The following is a 23,379-nucleotide window of genomic DNA, read 5'->3' as shown; positions in this document are numbered from 1 at the left end:
TACCGACGATACTTCGACAATTTCCTCGGAAATATTTCCTTTCCCCACATAATTTGATACACTACATATGAACAGAGACTTGTATTACATAAGCTAAAATAATAACTTACTGTACAAATTAAAAAGCACACTCTTCATATGAAGAATGTGCTTTTATGTTATTAGCGTTTAATCCAAACAGCGCCTGCCGATTTATCTTCTGCCTGTCCAACAACTTGGAATTTAAGTCCAAGGTTTGGAACTTTTCTTCCTGCGTCTGCAATTTGCTTGTTACTATATACTTTTGAATCATCAAAAGTTGTAACACCTTGTAATCCAGAATAGTTAAACTGACCACGTGTTAATGAATTTACACTCCATGCTGGTGTTTTATCAAATGAAAATGCAGCATCTGCAATTTGCATGCCCGTATTACCGTATGCTGGTTTCCCGTTTAAATTACCAACTAGCGCTTCTGGATGAGAGTCAACAACACCAAGGAATCCTTCACCTGGATGCATCCCAACCCAGTTATCTTTAAAGCTATCATCTGCATACCAAACGACAAGACCTGTATTGTACACTGGACCTTTTCCTGCTTTTAATCCATTATCTGATCCCGCATAGTTTCTCCATTCTAAGTAGTAATAATGAGCTTTCTTCTCTGTCCCATCAGAAACAACAAAACCATTTAAATTCATTTTAGAATTTCCTTCTGCATCATCAGAAAATACAACTTGTCCATCAACAGTTACATTTACATTATCCATCGCAAAACCTTTATATGTTACAGCCGGATCTGTAATATAGTCGAATTGTAGTTTCACTTTTTTGCCTTTAAATTGACTTAAATCATATGATTTATCAATCCATTTCCCATCTGTTGTATCTTTATCTCCTTGGACTACTTTTTCTCCAAGTCTATCAATTAACGTCTTCGTTCCATCTTCTGTTACTGCATGTACTTCGACGAAATCGCACTCTGCTTCTAACTCATAATTTGCTTTATAATCGAATTTTGCATTTGTTCCCTTTGTTAAATCAAAGAATGGTGTCTCTAACGTTGTATGCACATCATCGCCTCTTGTACTATAATATGCATGCTTTCCAAACTCCGGTTTAATCGTTTCAACACTTTTACCTGGTAAGTTAACACGTACAACGCCTGGACGATTTGATTTCGTAACACTTTGATCAATATAGGTAGGAACTCCCACACCACTCTTAATTTTATCGTAATCTACTTCTAATATTTTTGCCCAGTTGCCACCCATATTCTTTTGTAAGAAGTCTTTATTTTGTGGTGAAAAACTAGTCGGCTCTGTTCCTGCGATTTTCCCTGTCCAACTACCTCCACTCATTAATGACCAAGCTTCGACTGGTGAACCATTTCCAGTATATTTCGTGTCATATTCATCTGGTAATCCAAGATCATGTCCAAATTCATGTGCAAACACACCTACAGCTCCATCTTCTGGTTCAATTGTGTAATCATGTGCTGCTACTTTACCACCAAAGTAATCTACCTTTGATTTCGTACCTTCAATCGCTACTGGATCTACTGCTAATTTTGAACGATGTGACCAGATCGCATCATCACCTAATTTACCGCCACCAGCTTCTTGACCAACACCAGCATGGATTACCATTAAATGATCAATTACACCGTCAGGTTCATTTTGATTCCCGTCCCCGTTTGTATCATATCTATCAAATTGATCAAACTGGGATAAATCTAGTCCTTTCTCAGCAGCTGCATGCAAAGCTTCTTTCACTAAATCACGTGCACCTTTCGGACCTTTATTATCGTGACCACTGCTACCATCAGCTCCATAATCAGATGCTTTTCCTGGAACAGTTAGCCACTCCGTTACATATCCATCTGTCGTATAACTACCACCAGACTGCTCTTCATAGTATTGTTTAAACGTTTTTACTTTTGAACCATCAAATAAAGTATAAGGCTCATTACCGAACAACATCTTTTGATAATGTTCTCTACTAAAGTCTTTCGAATACATATAACCTGGTGTTTGATCAATATTATTATGTTTATAATCACTAAATTCAACGAGTAGCACTAATACTTTATCCGATCGAACAGATCCCTTATATGGAGCTTGCTTTGCTTTTGAAGTTGGAACTTGCCCATTCAATTGATTTTTATTTGGTTCTGGCTTTTGCTCAAGGCTAACATTTTTTTCAGCCTTTTTTACATTTTCCTTTTCTTCCATCTTTTTCTCTTTTACTTTTTTTGTGAAATCAGACGTTTCTTGTGAGTGAGCATCTGGAAGAATTTCTTTATTCGCCTGATCTCCTTGTTTCTTTTCAATATATTGCTCAACAGCTTTTTTCGTCTCTTCTTTAGAAGATGATGGATTAATTGTTCCTCTTTCTTTCAGTGCTTCCGCTAAACGATCTTCTTGAATTAAATTGTAATCAATTGGTGTTGTAGATACATTATCTTTCTTTTTTGCTGCCGTTTCTGCATATGCTAACGGAGCACTCATTACAGATGTACATCCGATAATTGCCGCAATTGCTAATGATGACAACACTTTAAATGGTGCTTTTCTTCTCATTCCATTTCTCCCCTTTTATAAAACTTAAAATTCAGATAAATTGGTGCATTTTTGTCAAAATCTCTGTTTACTACCCTCCCTATATAAAAAGACATAATTCTATAAACATTAAGCTTTTTGTTATAGAATCATGCCCTCCAGTTTTCTGGTCAGACCCTCTATCTTTTTATCCCTTGGTTCAATTAATAATCAGTGGGGGGATGAACAAAGCCCCCACTGATTAAAGTTTCACTTTATGTCGAAATATGAAAAATAAAGAGTTATGTGATATATATTAAATATCTTATATAACAAATTTAAAAGACAATATGCAAAATTGCATGAAAATTCTTTTAAATAAAAAAAAGAATCCTAGTCAATTAAACTAGGATTCTTGCTTTTCTATTATTTCTCTTGTGTTTTTTCCCAATCAGCTAAGAATTTCTCAATTCCTTGATCTGTTAATGGGTGCTTCACTAATGAAGCAATTACGTTTGCTGGGATTGTTGCAATATGTGCACCGTTTAATGCTGCGTCAGTTACGTGAACACTGTGACGTACAGATGCTGCAATGATTTCTGTTTCGATGCCATGAATTGCAAAGATTTCTGCGATTTGACGAATTAAATCCATACCGTTATGACCGATATCGTCTAAGCGACCTAAGAATGGTGAAACGTATGTTGCACCAGCACGAGCCGCAAGTAATGCTTGAACTGCTGAGAACACTAATGTAACGTTTGTACGAATTCCTAAATCAGAGAACGCTTTTACTGCTTTTAAACCTTCTGTTGTCATTGGAACTTTTACTACAACGTTTGGAGCAATCTTCGCTAGTTCTTTTCCTTCTTCAATCATCTTATCAGCTTCTAAGCTAATTACTTCTGCACTTACAGGTCCTTCTACAACGTTGCAAATTTCACGAATGCGTTCGTGGAAATCTACGCCTTCTTTTGCTACAAGTGATGGATTTGTCGTTACTCCAGCTAATACACCTAATTCATTTGCCTCTTTAATTTCGTTAACGTTTGCTGTATCAATAAAGAATTTCATTTGTTGTTCTTCCTTCCTAATTTTCATTTTATATTTATTTATTTTTCTTAATAAGCTCTAATTCAATCGGAATAGATTTGTCCACTTTTTTACCTTGTGTTATCTCTTTTGCTGTTTGCATCGCCTTCTCCCCGATTAATTCCGGTTTTTGAGCAACTGTTGCAGCCATACGCCCATCGTTAACCGCTTTCACAGCATCGTCTGTTGCATCAAATCCAACAACGACTACATCTGTTTTTCCAGCAGACTTCAATGCTTCAAGTGCACCTAATGCCATCTCATCGTTATGCGCAAACACGGCTTTAATATCACCATTTGCTTGCAAAATGTTTTCCATAACAGATAATCCTTTCGCTCTATCAAAATCAGCCGCTTGTTTTGCAACTACTTTTAAAGACTTATCGGCTACGTTATGGAATCCTTTCCCACGTTCACGAGCAGCGGAAGATCCAGGGATTCCTTCTAACTCAGCAACGTTTGCTCCTTCGCCAACTAATTCCCGAATGTAATCACTAGCCATTTGACCACCTTCGATATTGTTAGAAGCAATGTGAGAAACAACCTTACCTGAATTCGCAACGCGGTCTACTGTAATAACAGGAACATTTGCTGCATTTGCCGCACTTACTGCTGAAGCAACAGCATCTGAATCGGTCGGATTAATAACAACTACATCGACACCCTTTTGAATTAAATCTTCAACATCGTTCGTTTGCTTTGCTGCATCATTTTGTGCATCAACAGCAATTAATTCGATGCCACTATCTTTCGCTTTCTTTTCTGCACCCTTTTTCAAAGTTACAAAAAAGGGATTATTTAAAGTTGAAACAGAGAATCCAACTTTAATAGTTTTATTTCGACCTTTATCGCTAGAATCCTTTGCCCATTCTGGCGGTTCCATTGAACAACCAGCAGTAATGACCATAATACATGCAACGAGTATAAGTAACCATTTCTTCATGAACTGTCCCTCCATTACGCTTCTTTTCTGCGATCAATTAATACAGCTAGTAAGATTACAAGTCCTTTTACAACTTGTTGGAAGAAAGAAGATACACCTAATAAATTTAAACCGTTATTTAGTACACCGATAATAAGTACACCGATGAATGTACCAACAATCCATCCTCTTCCCCCAGAAAGACTTGTTCCACCTAATACAACTGCTGCAATTGCATCTAATTCATAAGAAGTACCTGCAGTCGGCTGTGCAGAATCTAATCGTGATGTTAAGACAATACCTGCAAGCGCTGCCAAAATTCCGGAAAGACCGTAAATCATTACTTTAATTCTCGTAACATTAATACCTGATAGTGCTGCTGCTTCTTCATTTCCACCAATTGCAAATGTACGGCGACCAAATGTCGTTTTCTTCAAAATGAAGTACAGTACTGCGAAAGCGATCATCATTGTAACAGCTGGTACCGGAATACCAAGAAAATAACCGCGGCCAAACATTTGGAACATTAAATGATCACCAAGACCAGTGATCGGACGTCCGTCCATATAAACAAGCGTCAACCCACGAAAAATAGTCATTGTTGCCAAAGTTGCAATAAATGGAGCTACTTTTCCTTTCGCAATGATGATACCGTTTACAATTCCCATTACAAGACCTGCTAATAATCCAACTGCCATTGCAAGGAACGGATCCATGCCACTTGCCATCATTCCAGCAACAAGTGCACTTGATAATGCTAAAATAGAACCTACCGATAAGTCAATACCCCCTGTTAAAATTACGAAGGTCATTCCGAATGCAATAAGCGCATTAATCGATACTTGACGCAGTATATTAAATAAATTTGGAATTTCAATGAACGCTGGATTTAAAGCTGTAATTACGACGATAATTAATACTAAACCGATTAAAGAACCGAGTTGTTGTAATACATTCCCCTTCTTAGCCATCCTTACTCTCCCCCTGTAGCTAGTGCCATAATAGACTCTTGTGATGCCTCATCTTTCCCTAAAATTCCGCCGACTTTTCCTTCATGAATAACAAGAACTCGATCACTCATCCCTAAAACTTCCGGAAGCTCAGATGATACCATAATAACGGCATCGCCTTGCTCTGTAAGCTTATTCATAATAGAGTAAATTTCTTTTTTCGCTCCAACATCAACACCTCTTGTCGGCTCATCTAAAATGAGTAATTGCGGATGAATGCCTAGCCATTTTGCGATTACAATCTTTTGCTGATTTCCACCAGAAAGAGATTTCACTGCCTGCTCTCCGCTAGATGCTTTCACATTAAGAAGCTTCATCATATCCTCTGTAAACTGTTGTTCTAGCTCGTTGCTTAGAATACTTCCCTTTGAAAGACTTTCTAAATTCGGTAAAGCTAAATTTTCTCGAATTGAAAAATCTAACACTAATCCTTCAGACTTTCTATCTTCTGTAATAAAAGCAATTCTTTGTCTAATTGCATCTATTGGACTATCAATCTTTACTTCTTGTCCATTTATAAAAATTTGTCCAGAGTCTAAAGGTTCGTATCCAAATATCGCTTTCATAATATCTGTACGGCCAGCTCCCATCAAACCAGCTACACCAAGGATTTCACCTTTCCTCACTTGAAACGAAACATTTTCAAATTTCCCTTTCTTCGCTCCGTTACGCATTTCAAAAATGACATCACCAATTTGACTATTTCGCTCTGGATAACGTTCACCAATGCTGCGCCCCACCATCATACTCACTACTTCATCAAATGATGTTTCTGGAATTAATCTCTTTCCGACGTATTCTCCATCACGCAAAATCGTAATAGCATCACATATTGAGAAAATCTCTTCCATACGATGCGAAATGTACACGAATGAAACACCTTCTTTACGTAACTTATTGATTACTGTAAAGAGCGTTTCGATTTCACGATCCGTCAGTGCCGCAGTAGGTTCATCCATAATAATAACGCTCGCGTTTGTCATTAATGCTTTCGCAATTTCGATAATTTGCTGTTGTCCAACCGATAATTCCTCTGCTAACATAGCGCCTCTTACATGCAACCCTAACTCCGCTAGTTGCTGCTGCGCAATCGCATTCATTTGTCGAGTGCGTAAAATACCTGTTTTCCCATACATTAACTCTTTACCGAGAAACATATTTTCAGCTACTGTTAAATTCGGCAATATGTTTAGTTCTTGATGTATAAATGCGATGCCGTACTCTTCAGCTTCTTTCGCATTTTTAAAGGTGCGCTCTTGCCCATCAATTGTGATTGTCCCACCATCTTTTTTGTATACACCTGTTAAAATCTTCATGAGCGTTGATTTACCCGCTCCATTTTCCCCCATCAATGCATGGACTTCTCCTGTTTCAATCATAAACTGTGCATTCTTCAAAACAGGATTTCCATTGAACGCCTTTGAAATGTTTTTCATTTCAATATGCATTCCCATCACTTCCCTTTATTAAAAAATCACGCCTGCATGTAAAATTACATTTGCATAAGGCGTAGCCTCGCCTGTACGAATAATCGCCTTCGCTTTCTTTGTATGCTCTTTAAATTGCTCATGAGATACATACTCAAATGCTGGCTCTATTAATTTCTGCTCTATTTCTTTATTTACTTCCGCATTATTTATAATGACTTCTTCTGCTAACGTCACTTTTTCGATTGCCATATCATCAGCTACCACTTGCAATACATCTAAAAAGCTAGGTTTTCCAATTTCAACAGCTAAATCAATTCTTTTTACTCCGTCAGGAATTGGTAAACCGCAATCAGCAATTACAACCGTATCTGTATGCCCAAGTGAAGCAAGGACTGCCGCGATTTCACTGTTTAATACACCATGCTTTTTCATCCAACAATCACCTGCACTTCACGTACTCGATCTCTCGTTGGCATACCGCCCTGTGCTCCAAGTTTCGTTACAGAAAGACCACCGGCAATATTCGCGAAACGAATTGCTTTTTGAAGTGTCTCTCCTTCAGAAAGTGCAACTGCTAACGCACCATTAAATGTATCACCAGCTCCAGTTGTATCCACTACATCAACAGCAATGCTAGGAACATGTACAATCTCTGTGCCATTATGGAAACGAACACCGTTAGAACCTTCTGTCATCAATAATTTATTTGGATACTTCGCCAATAAATCTTCAATTGGTGATGTAAAATCATCTAATACAATGCGGCACTCATGTTCATTTGGCGTAATATAAGTTGCTTTTTCTAAAATTTCTTCTGATAAAACTTGTGCTGGCGCTGGATTCAACATAACAGGAATATTATGTTCCTCACAAATAGCCAATACATATTTTACTGTTTCAAGTGGAATTTCTAGTTGAAGAACAACCATATCCGCTTTTACAAGAAGGTCTTTGGAGCGATCTACAACTGACTTATTTACAAGAGCATTTGCCCCTTGTACGACAACAATACTGTTATCTTCTTCTGCTAAAACGATATGAGCAATTCCTGTCGTTCTATCTGTAACCGGTACCACATAATCGATAAAAATGCGTTCGTTCTCTAAATTTTTTCTAACTACTGTTCCATAATCATCATTTCCTACCGCTCCAACCATTGCTACATTTGCTCCTAACCTAGCTGCAGCAACTGCTTGGTTTGCCCCTTTCCCTCCTGGGATTGTATGAAACGCTTCACCAATTACTGTTTCTCCTGCTTTCGGCCGTTTTTTTGAAACAGCCACTAAGTCCATTGAAATGCTTCCTACTACTGCAATATTTGGCATCTGTTTCATCTCCTTACTTCGTTGTATTTCGTTCTATAATTTCAATCGGCAAACGATAGTGTTTCTCTTCTAATGTATTTCCTTCCATTTGCTCTAACAACAACTCTGTTGCAATTTTCCCCATTTCATATATCGGTTGTGCAACTGTTGTAATAGATGGATACATCATTTCTGTTAAAGAAATTCCATCAAATCCGATAATTTGTAAATCATCTGGAATGGCAATCCCCTTTTGAAGTGCAGCCTTTACAATACCAATCGCAATTAAATCATTCCCAGCAACAATACCATCAATATGCGGGTATTCTTCTAATAATTCCATCGCTACACGCTCACTATTTGCTGGCTCAAACGTACTCTCCGCAATCATATACGAAAGGTTATTTTGCGTAATAACGTCTACAAAACCTTCAAAACGTTCATTTGCAGTACTCACATCACGTGGACCGCGAATATGTGCAATATGTTTACATCCTTTATCTAGTAACAACTTTGTCGCAGCCTGACTTCCTGTATAGTTATCTGCATATACAGTAGGAATACGCTCATTAAACATACGGTCAATCGCAACAACCGGGACAGATAAATTCATGTAATTAACACTATTTTGTGGATTTGTTGCTACAATAAATCCATCTACATTATTTTGTCTAAGTACATCAATGTATTGTTTCTCTTTTTCTAAACTTTCATCAGAGTTACAAAGGACAACTGTGTAACCTTGTTTATGTGCTACATCTTCTACGGCACGTGCAACTTCTGGAAAGAACGGATTCACGATATTTGGAACAACTAAGCCAATTAAACGAGACTTTTTATTATACAGTGAACGCGCTACTGTACTAGGCTTATAATCTAACATCTCAATTGCACGCTCTACCTTTTTTAATGTATCTTCGTGAACATATCCATTTTTATTTAAAACTCTGGAAACGGTCGCAACAGATACTCCCGCTAATTTCGCAACGTCTTTAATCGTACTCATTCTCTTTTCTCCTCATTTCATGTAACCGTTTACAGAAAATAATATAACGTATTTCTAAAAATACGTCAATCATTTCTCACTAAAAAGCTTTTAAGGTTATACTCAAAAAAGCACCGCCATAAGGCGATGCTTCTTCATTACGAGTATGATACAGTTTTTTCTTTTTCTTCTACAGCAGGCTCTTCAGCATCTTTTTTACGATCTGATAGTTTAATTTTTTGTAAGAAAATCGTAAAGATGGCACCTACTACGATAAATACTAATCCTGTTAAGAATACAGTATGAAGCGAGTCTACTAAAGAGTTTTTCAAAATAGGTACAATGCTGTTAGCAAACGCTTCTGGCATTTGTTTTAATGCCTCTGGGCTAAATAGCATCGAATATAAACCTTGTGGATCTGTGTGAATCATATCTTTAAATTTCGTTACCATTTGTCCCGCTTCTTTCGGGAATGTATCTAATACAGGTACTAATTTATTTGTTAACGTTGTACCTGAAGTGTTATTCATAATTGATCCTAAAATTGTAATACCAAATGTACCACCGATTTGTCGGAAGAACTGACTTGATGATGTTACAACACCAAGGTCTTTTTTCGGGAAGCTTTCTTGTAACGCTAATGTTAATGTCGGCATTACAAGACCCATTCCTAAACCGATAACCATCATATAAGAAGTAGCTGTAAGCTTCGTTGTGTGCATATCCATCGTTGTTAATAACCAAAAACCACCGGCCATAATAAGCATACCTGCGATAATTTGTGGTTTTACACCAACTTTTAATACAAGTTGCCCACCGATAATACTCATCACAATCATTGTAATCATCATTGGAGTCATAATTGTTCCTGATTCAGCAGCACTTACTCCTACAATACCTTGCATGAAGAATGGTACGAACATAATCGCGCCGAACATTCCAATACTCATAAAGAATCCAATCGCATTCAGTATTGTAAATGTACGATTTTTAAAGAAATGCATTGGTAAAATTGGCTCTTCAGCTTTCGTTTCAACGATAACAAAGCTAACGATACCAATTACAGCTAGTGCAAATAAACCGATAATTTGCCAAGAATCCCATGCATAATCTTTTCCGCCAAACGTTAGCGCAAGTAATAAACTTACAACACCGAGAATCATCGTAAAGATTCCAGCGATATCAATTTTAATTGGTCCTGTTTGTTTATGCGATTTTAATCCCATTGCAATAAAGATTGTTGCTAAAATACCAACCGGTAAGTTAATGTAGAATACCCATCTCCAGTTCACTGCATCTACAATCCAACCACCAACTTGCGGTCCAATTACAGAAGCAAGACCGTATAACGCACCAAAAATACCTTGCCATTTCGCACGTTCTTTTCCCGTGAACATATCTCCAATAATAATCATAGCCATTGGCATCATAATACCGCCACCAAGACCTTGAATACCACGGAAAATAATTAATTCTGTCATACCATTCGCCATACCACATAACGCCGAACCAATCATGAAAATAACTAGCCCTGTTATATATACGTTACGACGACCAAGTAAATCCGCTAATTTACCTGCAATTGGTACAACTGTCGTTGATGTTAACATATAAGCTGTCGTTAACCATGTCATTAAACTTAATCCGCCTAGGTCACCGACGATACGTGGCATTGCTGTACCAACAATTGTTCCATCTAATGCAGCAAATAGCATCGCGATTACTAAACCGATTAACAACAACTTTCTATTTTGATTTTCTTGTTGCTCCATGTAATCTCCTCAATTCCTCTTAGTTATTCTCTTTTTTCTCTTGTGTCCCGCAAATAATGGTTTCTAACTTCTCAAAGAGACGTAATAAATCTTCTCTTTCTTGCAACTCTAAATGTGAAAAGTATTTTGCAATATGCTCGTTGCGAGCTGTCATTGCCTCTTCTACTCTAGCTTTCCCCTTTTTCGTTAACTCGATGATGACAACACGACGGTCATCTTTGTCGTGATAGCGTTCTACAAGTTCTTGATCGATTAGACGATCAATCATCACTGTAATCGCGCTAGGCTTCACATACATCTTTTTTGCTAATGTTGTCGCTCTTGAAGCCCCATAATGATCTAAAATCTTTAAAATATAAAACTGCGGTGGTGTAAGTCCTGTTGCTTGCATTTGTTCTAATAACTCCGTCTGCATTTTCTTTCCAATCGAAAAGGCAAGAGCTTGAATTTTATCGATATGCGTCATATCATTTGGCATGTTATCCACCTCTTATTTAAACAATAAAATATTTAATGTATTTAAATATTAATCCCGCGAACAAAATCCGTCAATACTTTTATTTATAAAAACGTTTACATTTTTGTCACAAAGTTGTATAATTTTCGACGAAGTTAATATTGACAGTCACGGAGAAACGGAGTACACGGCTATGAATCATAAAAAAGGAAACTTTTTTATATTTCATGGCCTTTTTATGTTCTCTGTCTTAAAACGCTTCGAATTAATTAGGGGAGGATTTTCATTTTATGTTTTTCACACAATTATTTAAACCTGCGCCCCACGCGGAACGCTTACCAGCTGATCGCGTTGATAGCGAATACCGTAAATTACGTTTACAAGTATTCTTAGGTATCTTCATCGGTTATGCAGGTTACTACTTTGTTCGAAAAAACTTTTCACTAGCAATGCCATACTTAATCGAGCAAGGCTTTAGTAAAGGGGAACTTGGGGTTATCCTTTCAGCAGTATCTATCGCTTACGGATTAAGTAAATTCTTGATGGGTATCGTATCCGATCGTTGTAATCCTCGCTACTTTTTAGCAGCTGGGCTATTTTTATCAGGTATCATTAATATTATTTTCGGCTCATTTTCTTTCATTACAACGAGCATTATACTTATGTTTGTACTTCAGTTTTTAAATGGATGGGTACAAGGTATGGGCTGGCCTCCTTGTGGCCGTACGATGGTTCACTGGTTCTCTATTAGCGAACGTGGTACAAAAATGTCTATTTGGAACGTCGCTCATAATGTCGGCGGCGCGCTTATGCCTTCTCTTGTAACATTAGGCTTATACTTCTTTGCAAATGACTGGAAGAGTATTTTTTACTTCCCAGGTATTCTTTCAATTTTAGTTGGTATTTATGTATTAATTACGATGAAAGATACGCCTCAATCTTGTGGACTACCTTCTATTGAAGAGCATACTGGAGAATATCCACCAGATGAGAAAATAAAAGATCGCGAACGCGAACTTTCGGCAAAAGAAATTTTATTTAAATACGTACTAAACAATAAGTTTTTATGGTACATCGCTATTGCGAACGTTTTCGTATATTTCGTACGTTACGGCGTTGTAGACTGGGCTCCTACTTATTTAGTAGAAGAAAAAAGCTTTACTCATAGTAGCTCACGTACTGCTTACGCTCTATATGAATGGGCTGGTATTCCAGGTACACTTCTTTGCGGATGGATGAGTGATAAACTATTTAAAGGACGTCGTGCACCTGCTGGTATTTTATTTATGGTTGGTGTATTTATCGCAGTTCTTGTTTACTGGTTAAACCCTCCTGGTAATCCAATGGTTGATAGTATCGCACTTGTCGCAATTGGATTTTTAATTTACGGACCGGTTATGTTAATTGGTCTACACGCTCTAGACTTAGCACCAAAGAAAGCTGCTGGAACTGCAGCAGGCTTAACTGGATTCTTCGGTTACTTAGGCGGAGCTGCTTTCGCTAGTGCAGCTATGGGCTTTATCGTAGATGCATTCGGATGGGATGGCGGATTCATCTTATTACTTGTATCTTGCGTACTTGCAATGTTCTTCCTTGCTCTTACTTTAAATACAGGGTCAGTAAAACAAAAGCAAGCTTAAATAACATATAACAAGCATAAAAATAGCTCTTAGCATTTACATACATGCTAAGAGCTATTTTTTATTTTCATTGCTGTTCCTACTAATGATAACAACCAATTCCTTCCCTACTATAAAATTAAAAGATTTGATGAAACACCTTTATTAAAACAGCTAACGTAACAGATGCAGCAAATCCCCCTAGACAAATTAAGCTTACCCCTTGACTATATGAGAAATTTTGAAATGATTTCATTACTTCCATCCTCCCTATCTCCCCTTTGATACTTTTATTTTACCAATGGGAAAAATCTCATAACATCGATTTCTCTAACAACTAACTTACAAATTTGTAAGTTAACATCTTTTCAACTTATATATCTAGTATTTCCACAAATAAGAGTCATTTATACATAAAAAAAGACCTCAGTTATACTAAGGTCTTCGTTACATTCTATTTCATTTTACAATCATCACCGGACATTTCACTCGTTTTGCTATTTTATGACTTACACTTCCAAGCACCATTTCTTGCAGTGTATTGAGCCCTCTACTTCCAGCAATGACAAGATCTATATCTCCTGTATTTACATATTGAACAATTGTATCTCCAGGATCACCATGTAATATCGTAATTGTATAAGAAATGTTCTCTTTCTTTAATAAACCTTCAATCTCTTTTAATTTATCTTTTCGACTAGCCGATATTGTTTCTAAATCTGTTTGACCTTGTATAATATCTGATTTTGCCGTTCTATTATCTACTACGTACACAACTTCAACATTTGTTTCTTCGCTACATTTCGCAATATAGGTTGCATGCTCCGCTGCTCGAAGTGCATGTTCAGAACCGTCACATGCTAATATAATTTGTTTGTACATATGCTGAATCCCCTTTTCGTTATCCTATTCGTATTATATAATAAAGCCCCCTAAAAAGGAGGCTTTTAACTAGCAATTCTTTTATTATAAGTAGCTAAATTTGCAACAAGTTTTGAACTACGTTCATTTAATCCTGTTATAGTTACTTTCACACCACTTTGTTCATACTTCATGATAACTTTATCAATTGATGCCACTGCCGAATCATCCCATACGTGCGCATGAGTAAAGTTCATTTCGATTTCTTTTACATCTTCATTAAATGAAAAATTATTTATAAAGTCGGCTGTAGATGCAAAAAAAAGTTGACCGTGAATTTCATATATTTTCTTATTTTCAATATATAAATGTTTCACGTGAATCTTTGCCATATTGAATGCAAATAAAACCGCACTAATTACTGTTCCGATAATTACACCTAATGCTAAATTATGTGTAATTAAGACAATCACAACTGTTACGATCATAACAAATGCGTTTCCTTTTGGTACTTTATGAATTGTTATTACAGAGTTCCAATCAAACGTTCCGATTGAAACCATAATCATAACTGCAACTAAAGCTGCCATCGGAATATGAACGACATAATCTCCTAAAACAAATAGTAATACGATTAAAAATCCGCCCGCTACAAATGTTGATAGGCGACCTCGTCCACCTGATTTAATATTAATAACAGATTGACCGATCATTGCACAACCTGCCATTCCTCCGAAGAAACCAGCAACAATGTTTGCGATCCCTTGACCGCGTGCCTCTTTATGCTTATTACTTTCCGTATGCGTCATATCATCTAAAACTGAAGCTGTTAATAATGATTCTAGTAAACCGATAATTGCAAGCATAACTGCATACGGTAAAATAATCCCTAATGTCTCAACTGTAAAAGGCACGTCAGGAATGCTAAAGAGTGGTAATTCTTTCGGCAAGCTTCCCATATCCCCTACTGTTTTCAACTTTAATCCGCTCATAAGTGCAATACTCGTCACAATAATAATTGAAATAAGCGTAGAAGGTACAGCCGTTGTAATACGTGGAAATAAATATATAATTGCAAGTCCTAATACAACGAGTGCATACATTTGCCAAGTTGCATTTTTAAAATGTGGCAATTGCGCTGTAAAAACTAAAATTCCAAGTGAATTTAAAAAACCACTCATAACAGATTTCGGAACAAACTTCATAAATGAGCTCAGTTTGAACACGCCAAAAATAATTTGGACAATACCTGTTAATATTGTTGTAGCAAATAAATATTGCAAACCATGATCTTTAACGAGCGTCACCATTAATAATGCCATTGCACCTGTTGCAGCTGAAATCATCCCAGTTCTTCCGCCAACAAATGAAATGGTAACTGCAATACAAAAGGCTGCGTATAACCCAACGGTCGGATCCACACCAGCGATAACAGAGAAGGCTATCGCTTCAGGAATTAATGCTAAAGCAACGACAATTCCTGATAACACGTCCCCTCTCACATTAGAAAACCAATCATTTTTTATCGTTTGAAACAAAATACCACTCCTCTACTCCTTTATCATTTGATTTTCTCCATAAGAAAATCAACCGACTGCACGAAAGCTATTATATAACGAGTAGAAGATTTTTTACTATGTAAAAGTTTCCTAAAGAAAAAGACGCTATATCAGTAGCGTCTTTGCTCATTTCATTAATGTCCACCGTGTCCTTGACCACTTTCCTGAACAATTTCTAACCTCTCATCTAGTATTCCTTGTGTTTCAAATGAAATATCACTCGTACTTCCTAATAAGAAGCCATGATTATATGGTCCAAGTGTTGGATTATCTTTAAACTTCGGCTGAATGCTTGCAAGGAAGTCATACACTGGTTGTGAAGCTTTCCCTTCTTCTAACAAGACAACAGGTGCGTGTTTACCCATATGTGAAAAAGGTGCCCCAGCAACTGCTAAATCTGGTGTTTTGCTTGAAACAAATGATAAACCGTGACCAGGTTTTGTGAATCCCCAGCCAAATTTTGTTTTTTCATCTTTAAATTTCGCAAACGCAACCGAATTTTCTGTTGGAGTCTCTCCACTAATACGCGTTACTTTCCCGTATTTGCTCAGCTCTTTTTCCACTTCTTTTGAAACAATTTTTTCTGGCCCTAATACATATATATTTGCTTTGTCTTTTCTCATTTTTAATGCCTCTATTGTCGCTTCTGGCACTTTATTCTTTTCTGTATAGAGTAGTGGTTCCGGCATATGAGAAATCCAATTTACAGCGGGTGTTGTATATAAACGGCCTTCTTCTGCAGACGAAACAATAATAACACTATTTGGGTAGCTTCCTGTTATATCGGCATACTCCTTATCAACATCCTTCGCAAATATAGCTGGGTCCGTTTCTTTTATTTGTTTTACTTTATAACCTTTTAATTGTTCAAGCGCGCTAGTACCTACATCTCCCATCACCATAATTTGTGTTCCGTCTTTCGTTCCGATTGGATTTAATCGTTTTATTTCTTTTAACGTCATTTCCGGTATCTTTTCTTTTTCTATAAATAAAATCGGCCCGTTATTCGGATGATGAATAAGGTCTGCACTCGCAATACCTAATTGCCACTCGCTTGCTGGTACTAAAATAACAGCACCTGGCTGGTTCTCCTTATGAGTTGCTGGCCATATCGTTTGCGAAGTTAATACTGCCATTTTTAGGGGGTCATTTGTATTTAACCTCGTCACATTTTTTAGACTTGTCGTTAATAAATCATTAGATGCACCTTCGTTCATTTCTTTTGGCGCCGTTACCTCCTGATTCATTTTCATTTCCTTTTGCTCTGTTTTCTTCTCTTTTGTAGATTCATGGTTTTTATGGTCTGTATTCGTTTGTCCGCATGCAGCAAGACCAACTGCTGTAATTATTGTTATCCCAAAAATTCGGGTCATTTTTTTCACTATACCGCCTCCGTATTAATCATTTTTGAGCCAATATGATTACCTAAAATGTAATTTCAACTCCACAATAACAAGCAATTCTGAAGAAATTATGCAGACGCATCATAATCTGCACCATTTCTTCATGATTTTGCATTACACTTTAAGTAACGATTATAAATATGGAGGGCTCTCTATGATTGATATACTGCTCGTAGACGATGAACCGAGAATGCTTGAATTATTAACGCTTTATCTTACCCCAATTGGATATAACTGCGTATGTGCGACTTCAGGAGAAGAAGCTATTTTACATATAGAAAATCGAAACTTTAAATTTGTTTTACTCGATATTATGATGCCAAAGATGGACGGATGGGAAACGTGCAAAAAAATCCGATCTTTTAGTAACATTCCTATTATTATGGTTACAGCTCGTGATCAAACAGTAGATGTCGTTCAAGGATTAAAACTTGGAGCCGATGATTACGTAACGAAACCTTTCCATGAAGAAGAACTTTTCGCAAGAATTGAAGCCGTTTTAAGACGTACAAATGAACATAAACAAATCCAATATCACGGTATTGTATGGGATGAAACAAAACACTTCGTTTCTGTCCATAGTGAAGAACTCCTTCTCACACCAATTGAATTTTCTTTACTCGGATTATTTTTACGCCATGTGAACTACGTATTAAACCGTGATCAGCTCATCGAACGAATTTGGGGATTAAACACAAATACAGAAGATCGCACAGTCGATTCGCATATTCGTAATTTACGTGATAAATTGCGAAAAGCAAATTTCCCTATTGATCATCATTTAAAAACCGTGTATGGAGTAGGTTATCGATGGGTTGATACTGAACAGTAAGGGGCAAAACGATGAAACGAATTTCAATTCAATTCGGATTTTATTTTTTAATTGTTACACTTTTAATTGAAAGTGTTCTCTTTATTTTGCTCTATTATAGTCTCGTAAACACTAGAGTAAATGAAGAAATGACAGCTTTATTAAAGCGAGGAAATAGTCATCGAGATGTACTTGAAAAATATTACGATGAGCAAACCATCTCTCACGTAGCATTAATGGAATCTGAAGCTGAAACAACTGTCGTTATTACAAATACAAATAAAGAAGTGCTAGCTAAATCTAACGAAATAAACACGACTATAAAAAATCACATTAGTAGCATGCAGACTCGAACAGACCATAACGGAGCGATTATAGAAAATCATTGGAAAACATCTAATTATATATGTACAGTTAGTCCTATCATAGTAGCTGGAAAACATGAAGGGTATGTGTATATGTTTCTTGGAACAAAATCCATTGAAAAGTTGGTAAATGGATTAACGAAACAATTCATTATTGCTGGCGCCATCACGTTTCTACTCACAGTCATCACAATTTTCCTATTATCACGTTTATTAACAAAACCATTGTTACACATGAAACATGCAACTGAAAAAATGAGTAAAGGCGATTTGTCCGTTTCATTAACGACTACTCGAAATGATGAAATTGGTGAACTAGCATCATCTATTCAAACGCTCGCAAATGATTTACATTATATGAAAACAGAGCGAAGTGAATTTCTAGCAAGTGTTGCTCACGAATTACGAACACCATTAACATACGTAAGAGGTTACGCTGACATTGCTTTAAAAGAGACCACATCTCCTGAGCAACGTTTGCGATATTTATCTATTATAAAAGATGAGTCTGATTACATTACAAACTTAGTTCAAGATTTATTTTCACTTGCACAAATGGAACAACATAACTTTTCTATTCAAGTAAAGGAAGTACATTTACACACCTTCCTTACTCGCATAGACCAAAAAAGTTAACGCTATGTATAAAGAAAGGTACATTAAAGTTTCTTTCTCTTGTCCTCCTACACTGGTAGTAAACTTAGATGAACAGCGATTTGAACAAGTTATAATAAACATTTTAAATAACGCTTATAGGCATTCAAAAGAACATTCTCATATAAACATTTCTGTTACAGAAGAACATAGACGTATTTTCATTACAATTGAAGATGAAGGCGAAGGTATTCCGCCTGAAGACCTCCCTCACATTTTCTATCGTTTTTATCGAGTTGATAAAGCGAGAACACGAGCTACAGGCGGAACTGGTTTAGGACTATCTATCGTAAAAGAAATTGTAGAACTACACGGCGGAAATATTACTGTAACGAGCGAAGTCGATTATGGGTCTTGCTTTATAATTTCATTACCATCCATAAAGAAACACGACTATCATCAATAGTCGTGTTTTTTATCACTTTACTTTATAATATAAATTTACAAATTGCCCAAAACGTTTCGTATCCGTTAAAGTTAAATTAATTTCCGGGTTCTTGTCTTGAAATAACGGAACTCCAGAACCTAATATGTGAGGTGTAATCGTAACAACATATTCATCAATTAGATTATTCTTAAAGAACTCTCTTAAGAGACTCCCTCCACCAACCATCCATATTTTAGATCCTTCTTGTGCTTTTAACCTTTTTGTAAACTCCACTACATCTTCATTTACAAACTCCACGTGTTCGTTTGAACCTTTTTCTGAGTTAGAAAAAACATAACATTTTTTATCTAAATACGGGAATGGTTCTATATGCTCTACTACATAATCATACGTTCTTTTTCCCATAATTATTGTATCAATAGTTTCGTACATTTCTGTATAACCGTTATCTCCCTCTCCTTCGGTTTCCATTAACCACTGTAAATCATCATCTTCTTTCGCAATATATCCATCTAAGCTCGCCGCAATAAATAAAACTATTTCACGTGACATATTTTTTCCTCCTTATACCTCATCTTGATAACATTATGATGTAAACAATATACTAACAATAAAACACGACAATTTATGTCATGTTTAAAAAGAAAAAAGGTGATACATTTGTCAAAAGCTAAACGCTTATTAGATATTCTTATATTTGCTTCTGCGAAAAAAGCATTTACAGCTCAAGAAATAGCCGATGAATTTAATATTTCTGTTCGTACTGTCCATAGATACATTTTAGATTTAAGTGATATGGGATTACCCATTTACGCTGAACAAGGTCGCAACGGAGGATATAAAGTATTAACGAATAGAGTAATTCCACCTATTTTATTTACCGAAGAAGAAGCAGTCTCTATCTTTTTTGCCTTTCAATCTTTAAGCTACTACAGAGACTTGCCTTTTAACACAGAAATAAATTCCGTTACACATAAACTATATAGCTCCCTACAACATGATGCGAAAGCTAAAGTTGACAAAATACGTTCTTATATCGCCTTTTGGAATCCGAAAAGAACAATTGAGACACCACTTTTAAACGAAGTGTTAACAGCGGCTATTGAAAATAAAAATTTACACTTTCAATACGAATCTAAATCAAGGATTAAAACAAAACACGTTCATCCTATCGGTGTATATGCGCATGATGGTTTATGGTATTTACCTGCTTATGATTTTAATGTAGAAAAAACATTACTGTATCGCGTCGATCGTATTCTTTCTATATTATTAACGGAAGAAAATGAAGATACATTCATGAATTTAGAAGAGTGGTTTGCCTCTAACTCTCACGTAGTACATAATCCTACTCAGTTACATGTTTTACTGTCAACAGAAGGCGTACGCCAATGTAAAAGCGTGCCTTACCTTGAAGAATTCGTTGTAACAAACGAAAACGGGACCGGATATATACATTCAACAATTGATAAAGGAGAAATCAATTTTATTACCCCTTTATTTTATAGACTCGGAAAAGATGCAAAAGTTTTAGAACCGATAGAATTGATAGATGGTTTACGTATGCGTGCGAAAGAAGTTTTACATATGTATGAAGACTAAGAAGCTGCTAAATATAAGCAGCTTCTTTGTCCTGTTGTTCCTATTTTTTTATTATTGACGAATATCAAACCACCAACGATTTTTCGAATTCATATTTTCAGTGTCACCAATCCCTCTGTAATTGAAAGCATCAAGGAAGATTGAATCTAGTTTATCCTCATCTACAAAATAACCTAAGTTAACTTTCATCGTTTGTCCTGGTGTGATACTGCCAATATTGTAAAAACTTTTTCCATCTCCGTGAGGTTCTAAATAATCAACTTCACCTGTCATAATACGCGTTGCGTCCATTCCCTCTTCTTTAGCGTATTTCCATGCATTCCCTTCAAATTTAAGCTGTTTTATGGATGGATGCATATAGATTTCTTCTGTCGACTTTTTGCCAATATTTTTCACTGTTGTTGTTAAGTAGACAAATTTAACATTAACTAATTTCGAATCTACTAATGTATCAATTGAATCTTTACCATTCCCTAATTTATATTCATCTCGTCTGTATGATAGTAATTTTCCCGTCTGATCTAAAACCTTATTCTTGCTTAATATCTCTAGGCCAAGTTCATTAAAGTTCTCTTGTTTAAAATCTTTGATTGAATCAAAAACTTCAACTTTTTCTATCACATATTCAATTTGGCTGTTATCCATAGATATCGTTACTGGAACCTTTTGTCCTATATGAAATAGTCGTTTACTATCTTTTTTCAAAGGAATAACCTTAGTTGTTTTACTTTCTTGGCTAAAATACTTTTTATCATAATCGCTTATATATGATGACTTTTCTTTTGACGTGGGCTCAAGTGAAATGCTCCCTAGCACATCTATCATTTGTTCTTCGTTTATATCATTTCCAATATAACTTTGTAACATAATTCCTTCTTCCTCAAAATAGAGAAAAATTACTCTATTAAACATTAAATCTTTATTACCATTTTCTCTATGGACAATTACTGCCTTCTTACCATTTATCTCTTTTTCTTCATAATTTTTCGAGTACAGGGTTGGAAAATCTGAATTCCCTCCTACTCTCCAAAGAACGAATGAAAATCCCCCCTTTGCATCATTATCTTTAAAGGAATATTTCATAGCAGAGTCATCAATTGCTTCCATATTTTCTGGTAATTTATCGATTTTCAGCTTATACCACTTATCAGCCTTTTTCGAGTCCTTATTTGTTACTGAAACATTTACTTCATAATTTTGTTTTTGAACGATCATATTATAGACCTTTACTGCTCCAAAAACGGTTGTCGGCATGCCGATCAATAAGCAAGCAGCAGCGATTAACATACGATGTCTTTTACGCTTTTTCAGCGGTTGTCCATTTTGCGGCTTCATTTCCTCCATAAACAATTTCTTTTTGCGCGTATATGTATGTGAAAATTCATGTTGTTCTTCAAGTTTATCAAAATCATCTAAAGCAATTTTTTCAGCAAGTTCATATATTTCTTTGGAGTTCTTTGAATTCGTCATGTTGTATACCTCCTATCATATTTTGGACTCGTTTTCGAGCGCGTTCAAACTGCTTGCGGACATTTGCCTCGGTTATCCCCATGACACTTGAAATTTCTTGATACGTTAAGTTATAGAAGACTTTGTACTTAAACACCTGTCTATTAGATTCGTTTAACTCTTTTAGCAATGCATCAATTTGAACCTCAGACATTTTACGTTTTTCCCACTCTTCAATATTTTCATCTACTGCTTCTACAGATTCTCTTTCATATTCTTCTAAAAATGTTTCATGTCGTTTATTTTTCCGGTAACTATCAATCGCCTTGTTTTTCGCGACCCTCAAAATGTAGCGTTTAAGCTCTTGAGTAGCCAAGCTATGGAGCTTTTCCAAGTTCTTATAAAGAGTAATAAACGTCTCTTGAACCGCATCTTCAGCCTGTTGAATATTATTTAAAATAGAATACGCTACATAATAAATCTTTTGTTCATACAACTCATATAGCTCTTCCATCTTTTCATAATCGTTGTTTGTAACTTTCATATAATTCCTCCTCTCACTCTATATAACGAATAAGCGCTATACTTTGTGACACTGCAAAATCTTTTTATGTATAAAATTTAATAATAGAATAAACAAAAGCCCAATTTCTCTATTGTAACTGAGAAATTGGGCTTTTTAATATTAGAATTTTCCTGACCTCTACGCCTTTTCAGTAAGCAGCATATGCTCTATCGCTTCTTTTAACAAATTCTGTGTCTCTTCCAAGTTATGATTCTGCTTTTCTCCTGGTTGTATCATATAAAACTCAGCAAATGAACGCTCTTTATATCTTGGTACGACATGCATATGATAATGTGTTAACTCGTTAAATACTCCACCATTTTGACAAACTGTAACTCCGTCAGGTTTATATACTATCTTAATCGCTTTTGCAATAAGCTTAGAAGCATCCATAACGGATTTTGCTACAACATCATCTAATTCGTCTACTTCTACAACATGTTGCTTTGGCACAATTAAAGTATGTCCTGGGTAGAAAGGCGCATGATCTAAAAAGCAAGTTACATAATCATCTTCATATATTTTATATATAATTTCCTCTCCGCCTGCTAATTTACACCCTAAACATTCCATCATATTTCCCCCTTTATTAAAAACATAAAAACGTGAGAG

Annotated in this window: 21 protein-coding genes and 1 pseudogene; 4 read left to right on the top strand and 18 right to left on the bottom strand. The window is 36.0% G+C overall.

The genetic code is table 11. The features are described from left to right. Positions 1 to 161 precede the first annotated feature (161 nt). The 10 genes from inhA2 to HMPREF1014_RS26345 form a co-directional block, all read right to left on the bottom strand. Positions 162 to 2,561 (bottom strand): M6 family metalloprotease immune inhibitor InhA2, encoded by a 2,400-nt coding sequence (inhA2, locus tag HMPREF1014_RS26390; RefSeq protein WP_001252964.1) that lies wholly within the window; start codon positions 2,559 to 2,561, stop codon positions 162 to 164. 384 nt (positions 2,562 to 2,945) lie between these two features. Beyond that, positions 2,946 to 3,593 (bottom strand): fructose-6-phosphate aldolase, encoded by a 648-nt coding sequence (fsa, locus tag HMPREF1014_RS26385; protein ID WP_000667698.1) that lies wholly within the window; start codon positions 3,591 to 3,593, stop codon positions 2,946 to 2,948. Positions 3,594 to 3,627: 34 nt separating this feature from the next. Next, entirely contained in the window at positions 3,628 to 4,554 is a 927-nt protein-coding gene (gene rbsB / locus HMPREF1014_RS26380; protein WP_000758974.1) for a ribose ABC transporter substrate-binding protein RbsB, read from the bottom strand. A 14-nt stretch (positions 4,555 to 4,568) separates the two neighbouring features. Beyond that, entirely contained in the window at positions 4,569 to 5,504 is a 936-nt protein-coding gene (locus HMPREF1014_RS26375) for an ABC transporter permease subunit (protein WP_001074641.1), read from the bottom strand. 2 nt (positions 5,505 to 5,506) lie between these two features. After that, entirely contained in the window at positions 5,507 to 6,991 is a 1,485-nt protein-coding gene (gene rbsA, locus HMPREF1014_RS26370) for a ribose ABC transporter ATP-binding protein RbsA (RefSeq protein ID WP_009327628.1), read from the bottom strand. 18 nt (positions 6,992 to 7,009) lie between these two features. Further along, positions 7,010 to 7,405 (bottom strand): D-ribose pyranase, encoded by a 396-nt coding sequence (gene rbsD, locus HMPREF1014_RS26365; RefSeq protein WP_000716148.1) that lies wholly within the window; start codon positions 7,403 to 7,405, stop codon positions 7,010 to 7,012. Beyond that, positions 7,402 to 8,298, bottom strand: coding sequence for a ribokinase (gene rbsK / locus HMPREF1014_RS26360; protein ID WP_001132865.1), 897 nt, complete (start codon positions 8,296 to 8,298; stop codon positions 7,402 to 7,404). The genes rbsD and rbsK overlap by 4 nt, the downstream gene beginning before the upstream one ends. Before the next feature lie 13 nt (positions 8,299 to 8,311). Beyond that, entirely contained in the window at positions 8,312 to 9,283 is a 972-nt protein-coding gene (rbsR, locus tag HMPREF1014_RS26355; protein ID WP_000104054.1) for a ribose operon transcriptional repressor RbsR, read from the bottom strand. Between the two features lie 137 nt (positions 9,284 to 9,420). Further along, positions 9,421 to 11,034 carry an MDR family MFS transporter gene (locus tag HMPREF1014_RS26350; RefSeq protein ID WP_000437647.1) on the bottom strand — a complete coding sequence of 538 codons (1,614 nt, stop codon included), beginning with the start codon at positions 11,032 to 11,034 and terminating at the stop codon, positions 9,421 to 9,423. Between the two features lie 19 nt (positions 11,035 to 11,053). Beyond that, positions 11,054 to 11,512 (bottom strand): MarR family winged helix-turn-helix transcriptional regulator, encoded by a 459-nt coding sequence (locus HMPREF1014_RS26345; protein ID WP_001132365.1) that lies wholly within the window; start codon positions 11,510 to 11,512, stop codon positions 11,054 to 11,056. Between the two features lie 269 nt (positions 11,513 to 11,781). On the opposite strand from HMPREF1014_RS26345, the gene glpT reads away from it, so the two are divergent. Next, the gene (gene glpT, locus HMPREF1014_RS26340; RefSeq protein ID WP_000466389.1) at positions 11,782 to 13,131 is read left to right on the top strand and encodes a glycerol-3-phosphate transporter; all 1,350 of its coding nucleotides are present in this window, start codon (positions 11,782 to 11,784) and stop codon (positions 13,129 to 13,131) included. A gap of 118 nt (positions 13,132 to 13,249) precedes the next feature. Here the strand turns inward: glpT and HMPREF1014_RS26335 are convergent, their stop codons facing one another. The 4 genes from HMPREF1014_RS26335 to HMPREF1014_RS26320 form a co-directional block, all read right to left on the bottom strand. Beyond that, positions 13,250 to 13,366, bottom strand: a complete 117-nt coding sequence (locus HMPREF1014_RS26335) for a DUF4027 family protein (RefSeq protein WP_009327627.1) — start codon at positions 13,364 to 13,366, stop codon at positions 13,250 to 13,252. Positions 13,367 to 13,569: 203 nt separating this feature from the next. Further along, entirely contained in the window at positions 13,570 to 13,992 is a 423-nt protein-coding gene (locus HMPREF1014_RS26330; RefSeq protein WP_000277999.1) for a universal stress protein, read from the bottom strand. A gap of 65 nt (positions 13,993 to 14,057) precedes the next feature. Further along, positions 14,058 to 15,509 carry a SulP family inorganic anion transporter gene (locus HMPREF1014_RS26325; protein WP_000487909.1) on the bottom strand — a complete coding sequence of 484 codons (1,452 nt, stop codon included), beginning with the start codon at positions 15,507 to 15,509 and terminating at the stop codon, positions 14,058 to 14,060. Between the two features lie 155 nt (positions 15,510 to 15,664). Further along, a complete protein-coding gene (locus tag HMPREF1014_RS26320) occupies positions 15,665 to 16,912 on the bottom strand; it encodes a hypothetical protein (protein WP_000738869.1) in 1,248 nt (415 codons plus the stop codon). Positions 16,913 to 17,087: 175 nt separating this feature from the next. On the opposite strand from HMPREF1014_RS26320, the gene HMPREF1014_RS26315 reads away from it, so the two are divergent. Together HMPREF1014_RS26315 and HMPREF1014_RS26310 are read left to right on the top strand one after the other, a co-directional pair. Further along, entirely contained in the window at positions 17,088 to 17,765 is a 678-nt protein-coding gene (locus HMPREF1014_RS26315; RefSeq protein ID WP_000565484.1) for a response regulator transcription factor, read from the top strand. Positions 17,766 to 17,776: 11 nt separating this feature from the next. Further along, positions 17,777 to 19,169: pseudogene (locus tag HMPREF1014_RS26310) on the top strand (sensor histidine kinase). A 12-nt stretch (positions 19,170 to 19,181) separates the two neighbouring features. Here HMPREF1014_RS26310 and HMPREF1014_RS26305 read toward each other — a convergent pair. Next, positions 19,182 to 19,703, bottom strand: a complete 522-nt coding sequence (locus tag HMPREF1014_RS26305; RefSeq protein WP_000085764.1) for a dihydrofolate reductase family protein — start codon at positions 19,701 to 19,703, stop codon at positions 19,182 to 19,184. A gap of 75 nt (positions 19,704 to 19,778) precedes the next feature. Between HMPREF1014_RS26305 and HMPREF1014_RS26300 the strand changes: the two genes are divergently transcribed. Further along, positions 19,779 to 20,753 (top strand): helix-turn-helix transcriptional regulator, encoded by a 975-nt coding sequence (locus HMPREF1014_RS26300; RefSeq protein WP_142238158.1) that lies wholly within the window; start codon positions 19,779 to 19,781, stop codon positions 20,751 to 20,753. A gap of 51 nt (positions 20,754 to 20,804) precedes the next feature. Here the strand turns inward: HMPREF1014_RS26300 and HMPREF1014_RS26295 are convergent, their stop codons facing one another. The 3 genes from HMPREF1014_RS26295 to HMPREF1014_RS26285 all read right to left on the bottom strand — a co-directional run bounded on the left by HMPREF1014_RS26295 (position 20,805) and on the right by HMPREF1014_RS26285 (position 23,340). Further along, on the bottom strand, positions 20,805 to 22,223 hold the full coding sequence (locus HMPREF1014_RS26295) for a hypothetical protein (RefSeq protein WP_000185115.1): 1,419 nt from the start codon (positions 22,221 to 22,223) through the stop codon (positions 20,805 to 20,807). Next, positions 22,189 to 22,746: an RNA polymerase sigma factor gene (locus tag HMPREF1014_RS26290; RefSeq protein ID WP_000869272.1), complete on the bottom strand. Its 558-nt coding sequence runs from the start codon at positions 22,744 to 22,746 to the stop codon at positions 22,189 to 22,191. Before HMPREF1014_RS26290 ends, HMPREF1014_RS26295 begins: the two co-directional genes overlap by 35 nt. 159 nt (positions 22,747 to 22,905) lie before the next feature. Continuing rightward, a complete protein-coding gene (locus tag HMPREF1014_RS26285; RefSeq protein WP_000388957.1) occupies positions 22,906 to 23,340 on the bottom strand; it encodes an HIT family protein in 435 nt (144 codons plus the stop codon). Positions 23,341 to 23,379 lie beyond the last annotated feature (39 nt).

This window comes from Bacillus sp. 7_6_55CFAA_CT2 (genome assembly GCF_000238655.1).
In the GTDB taxonomy this organism is placed as follows: domain Bacteria; phylum Bacillota; class Bacilli; order Bacillales; family Bacillaceae_G; genus Bacillus_A; species Bacillus_A cereus.
Note: the sequence above shows the minus strand (reverse complement) of the source record. Positions and strands in the feature narration are given on the sequence as shown.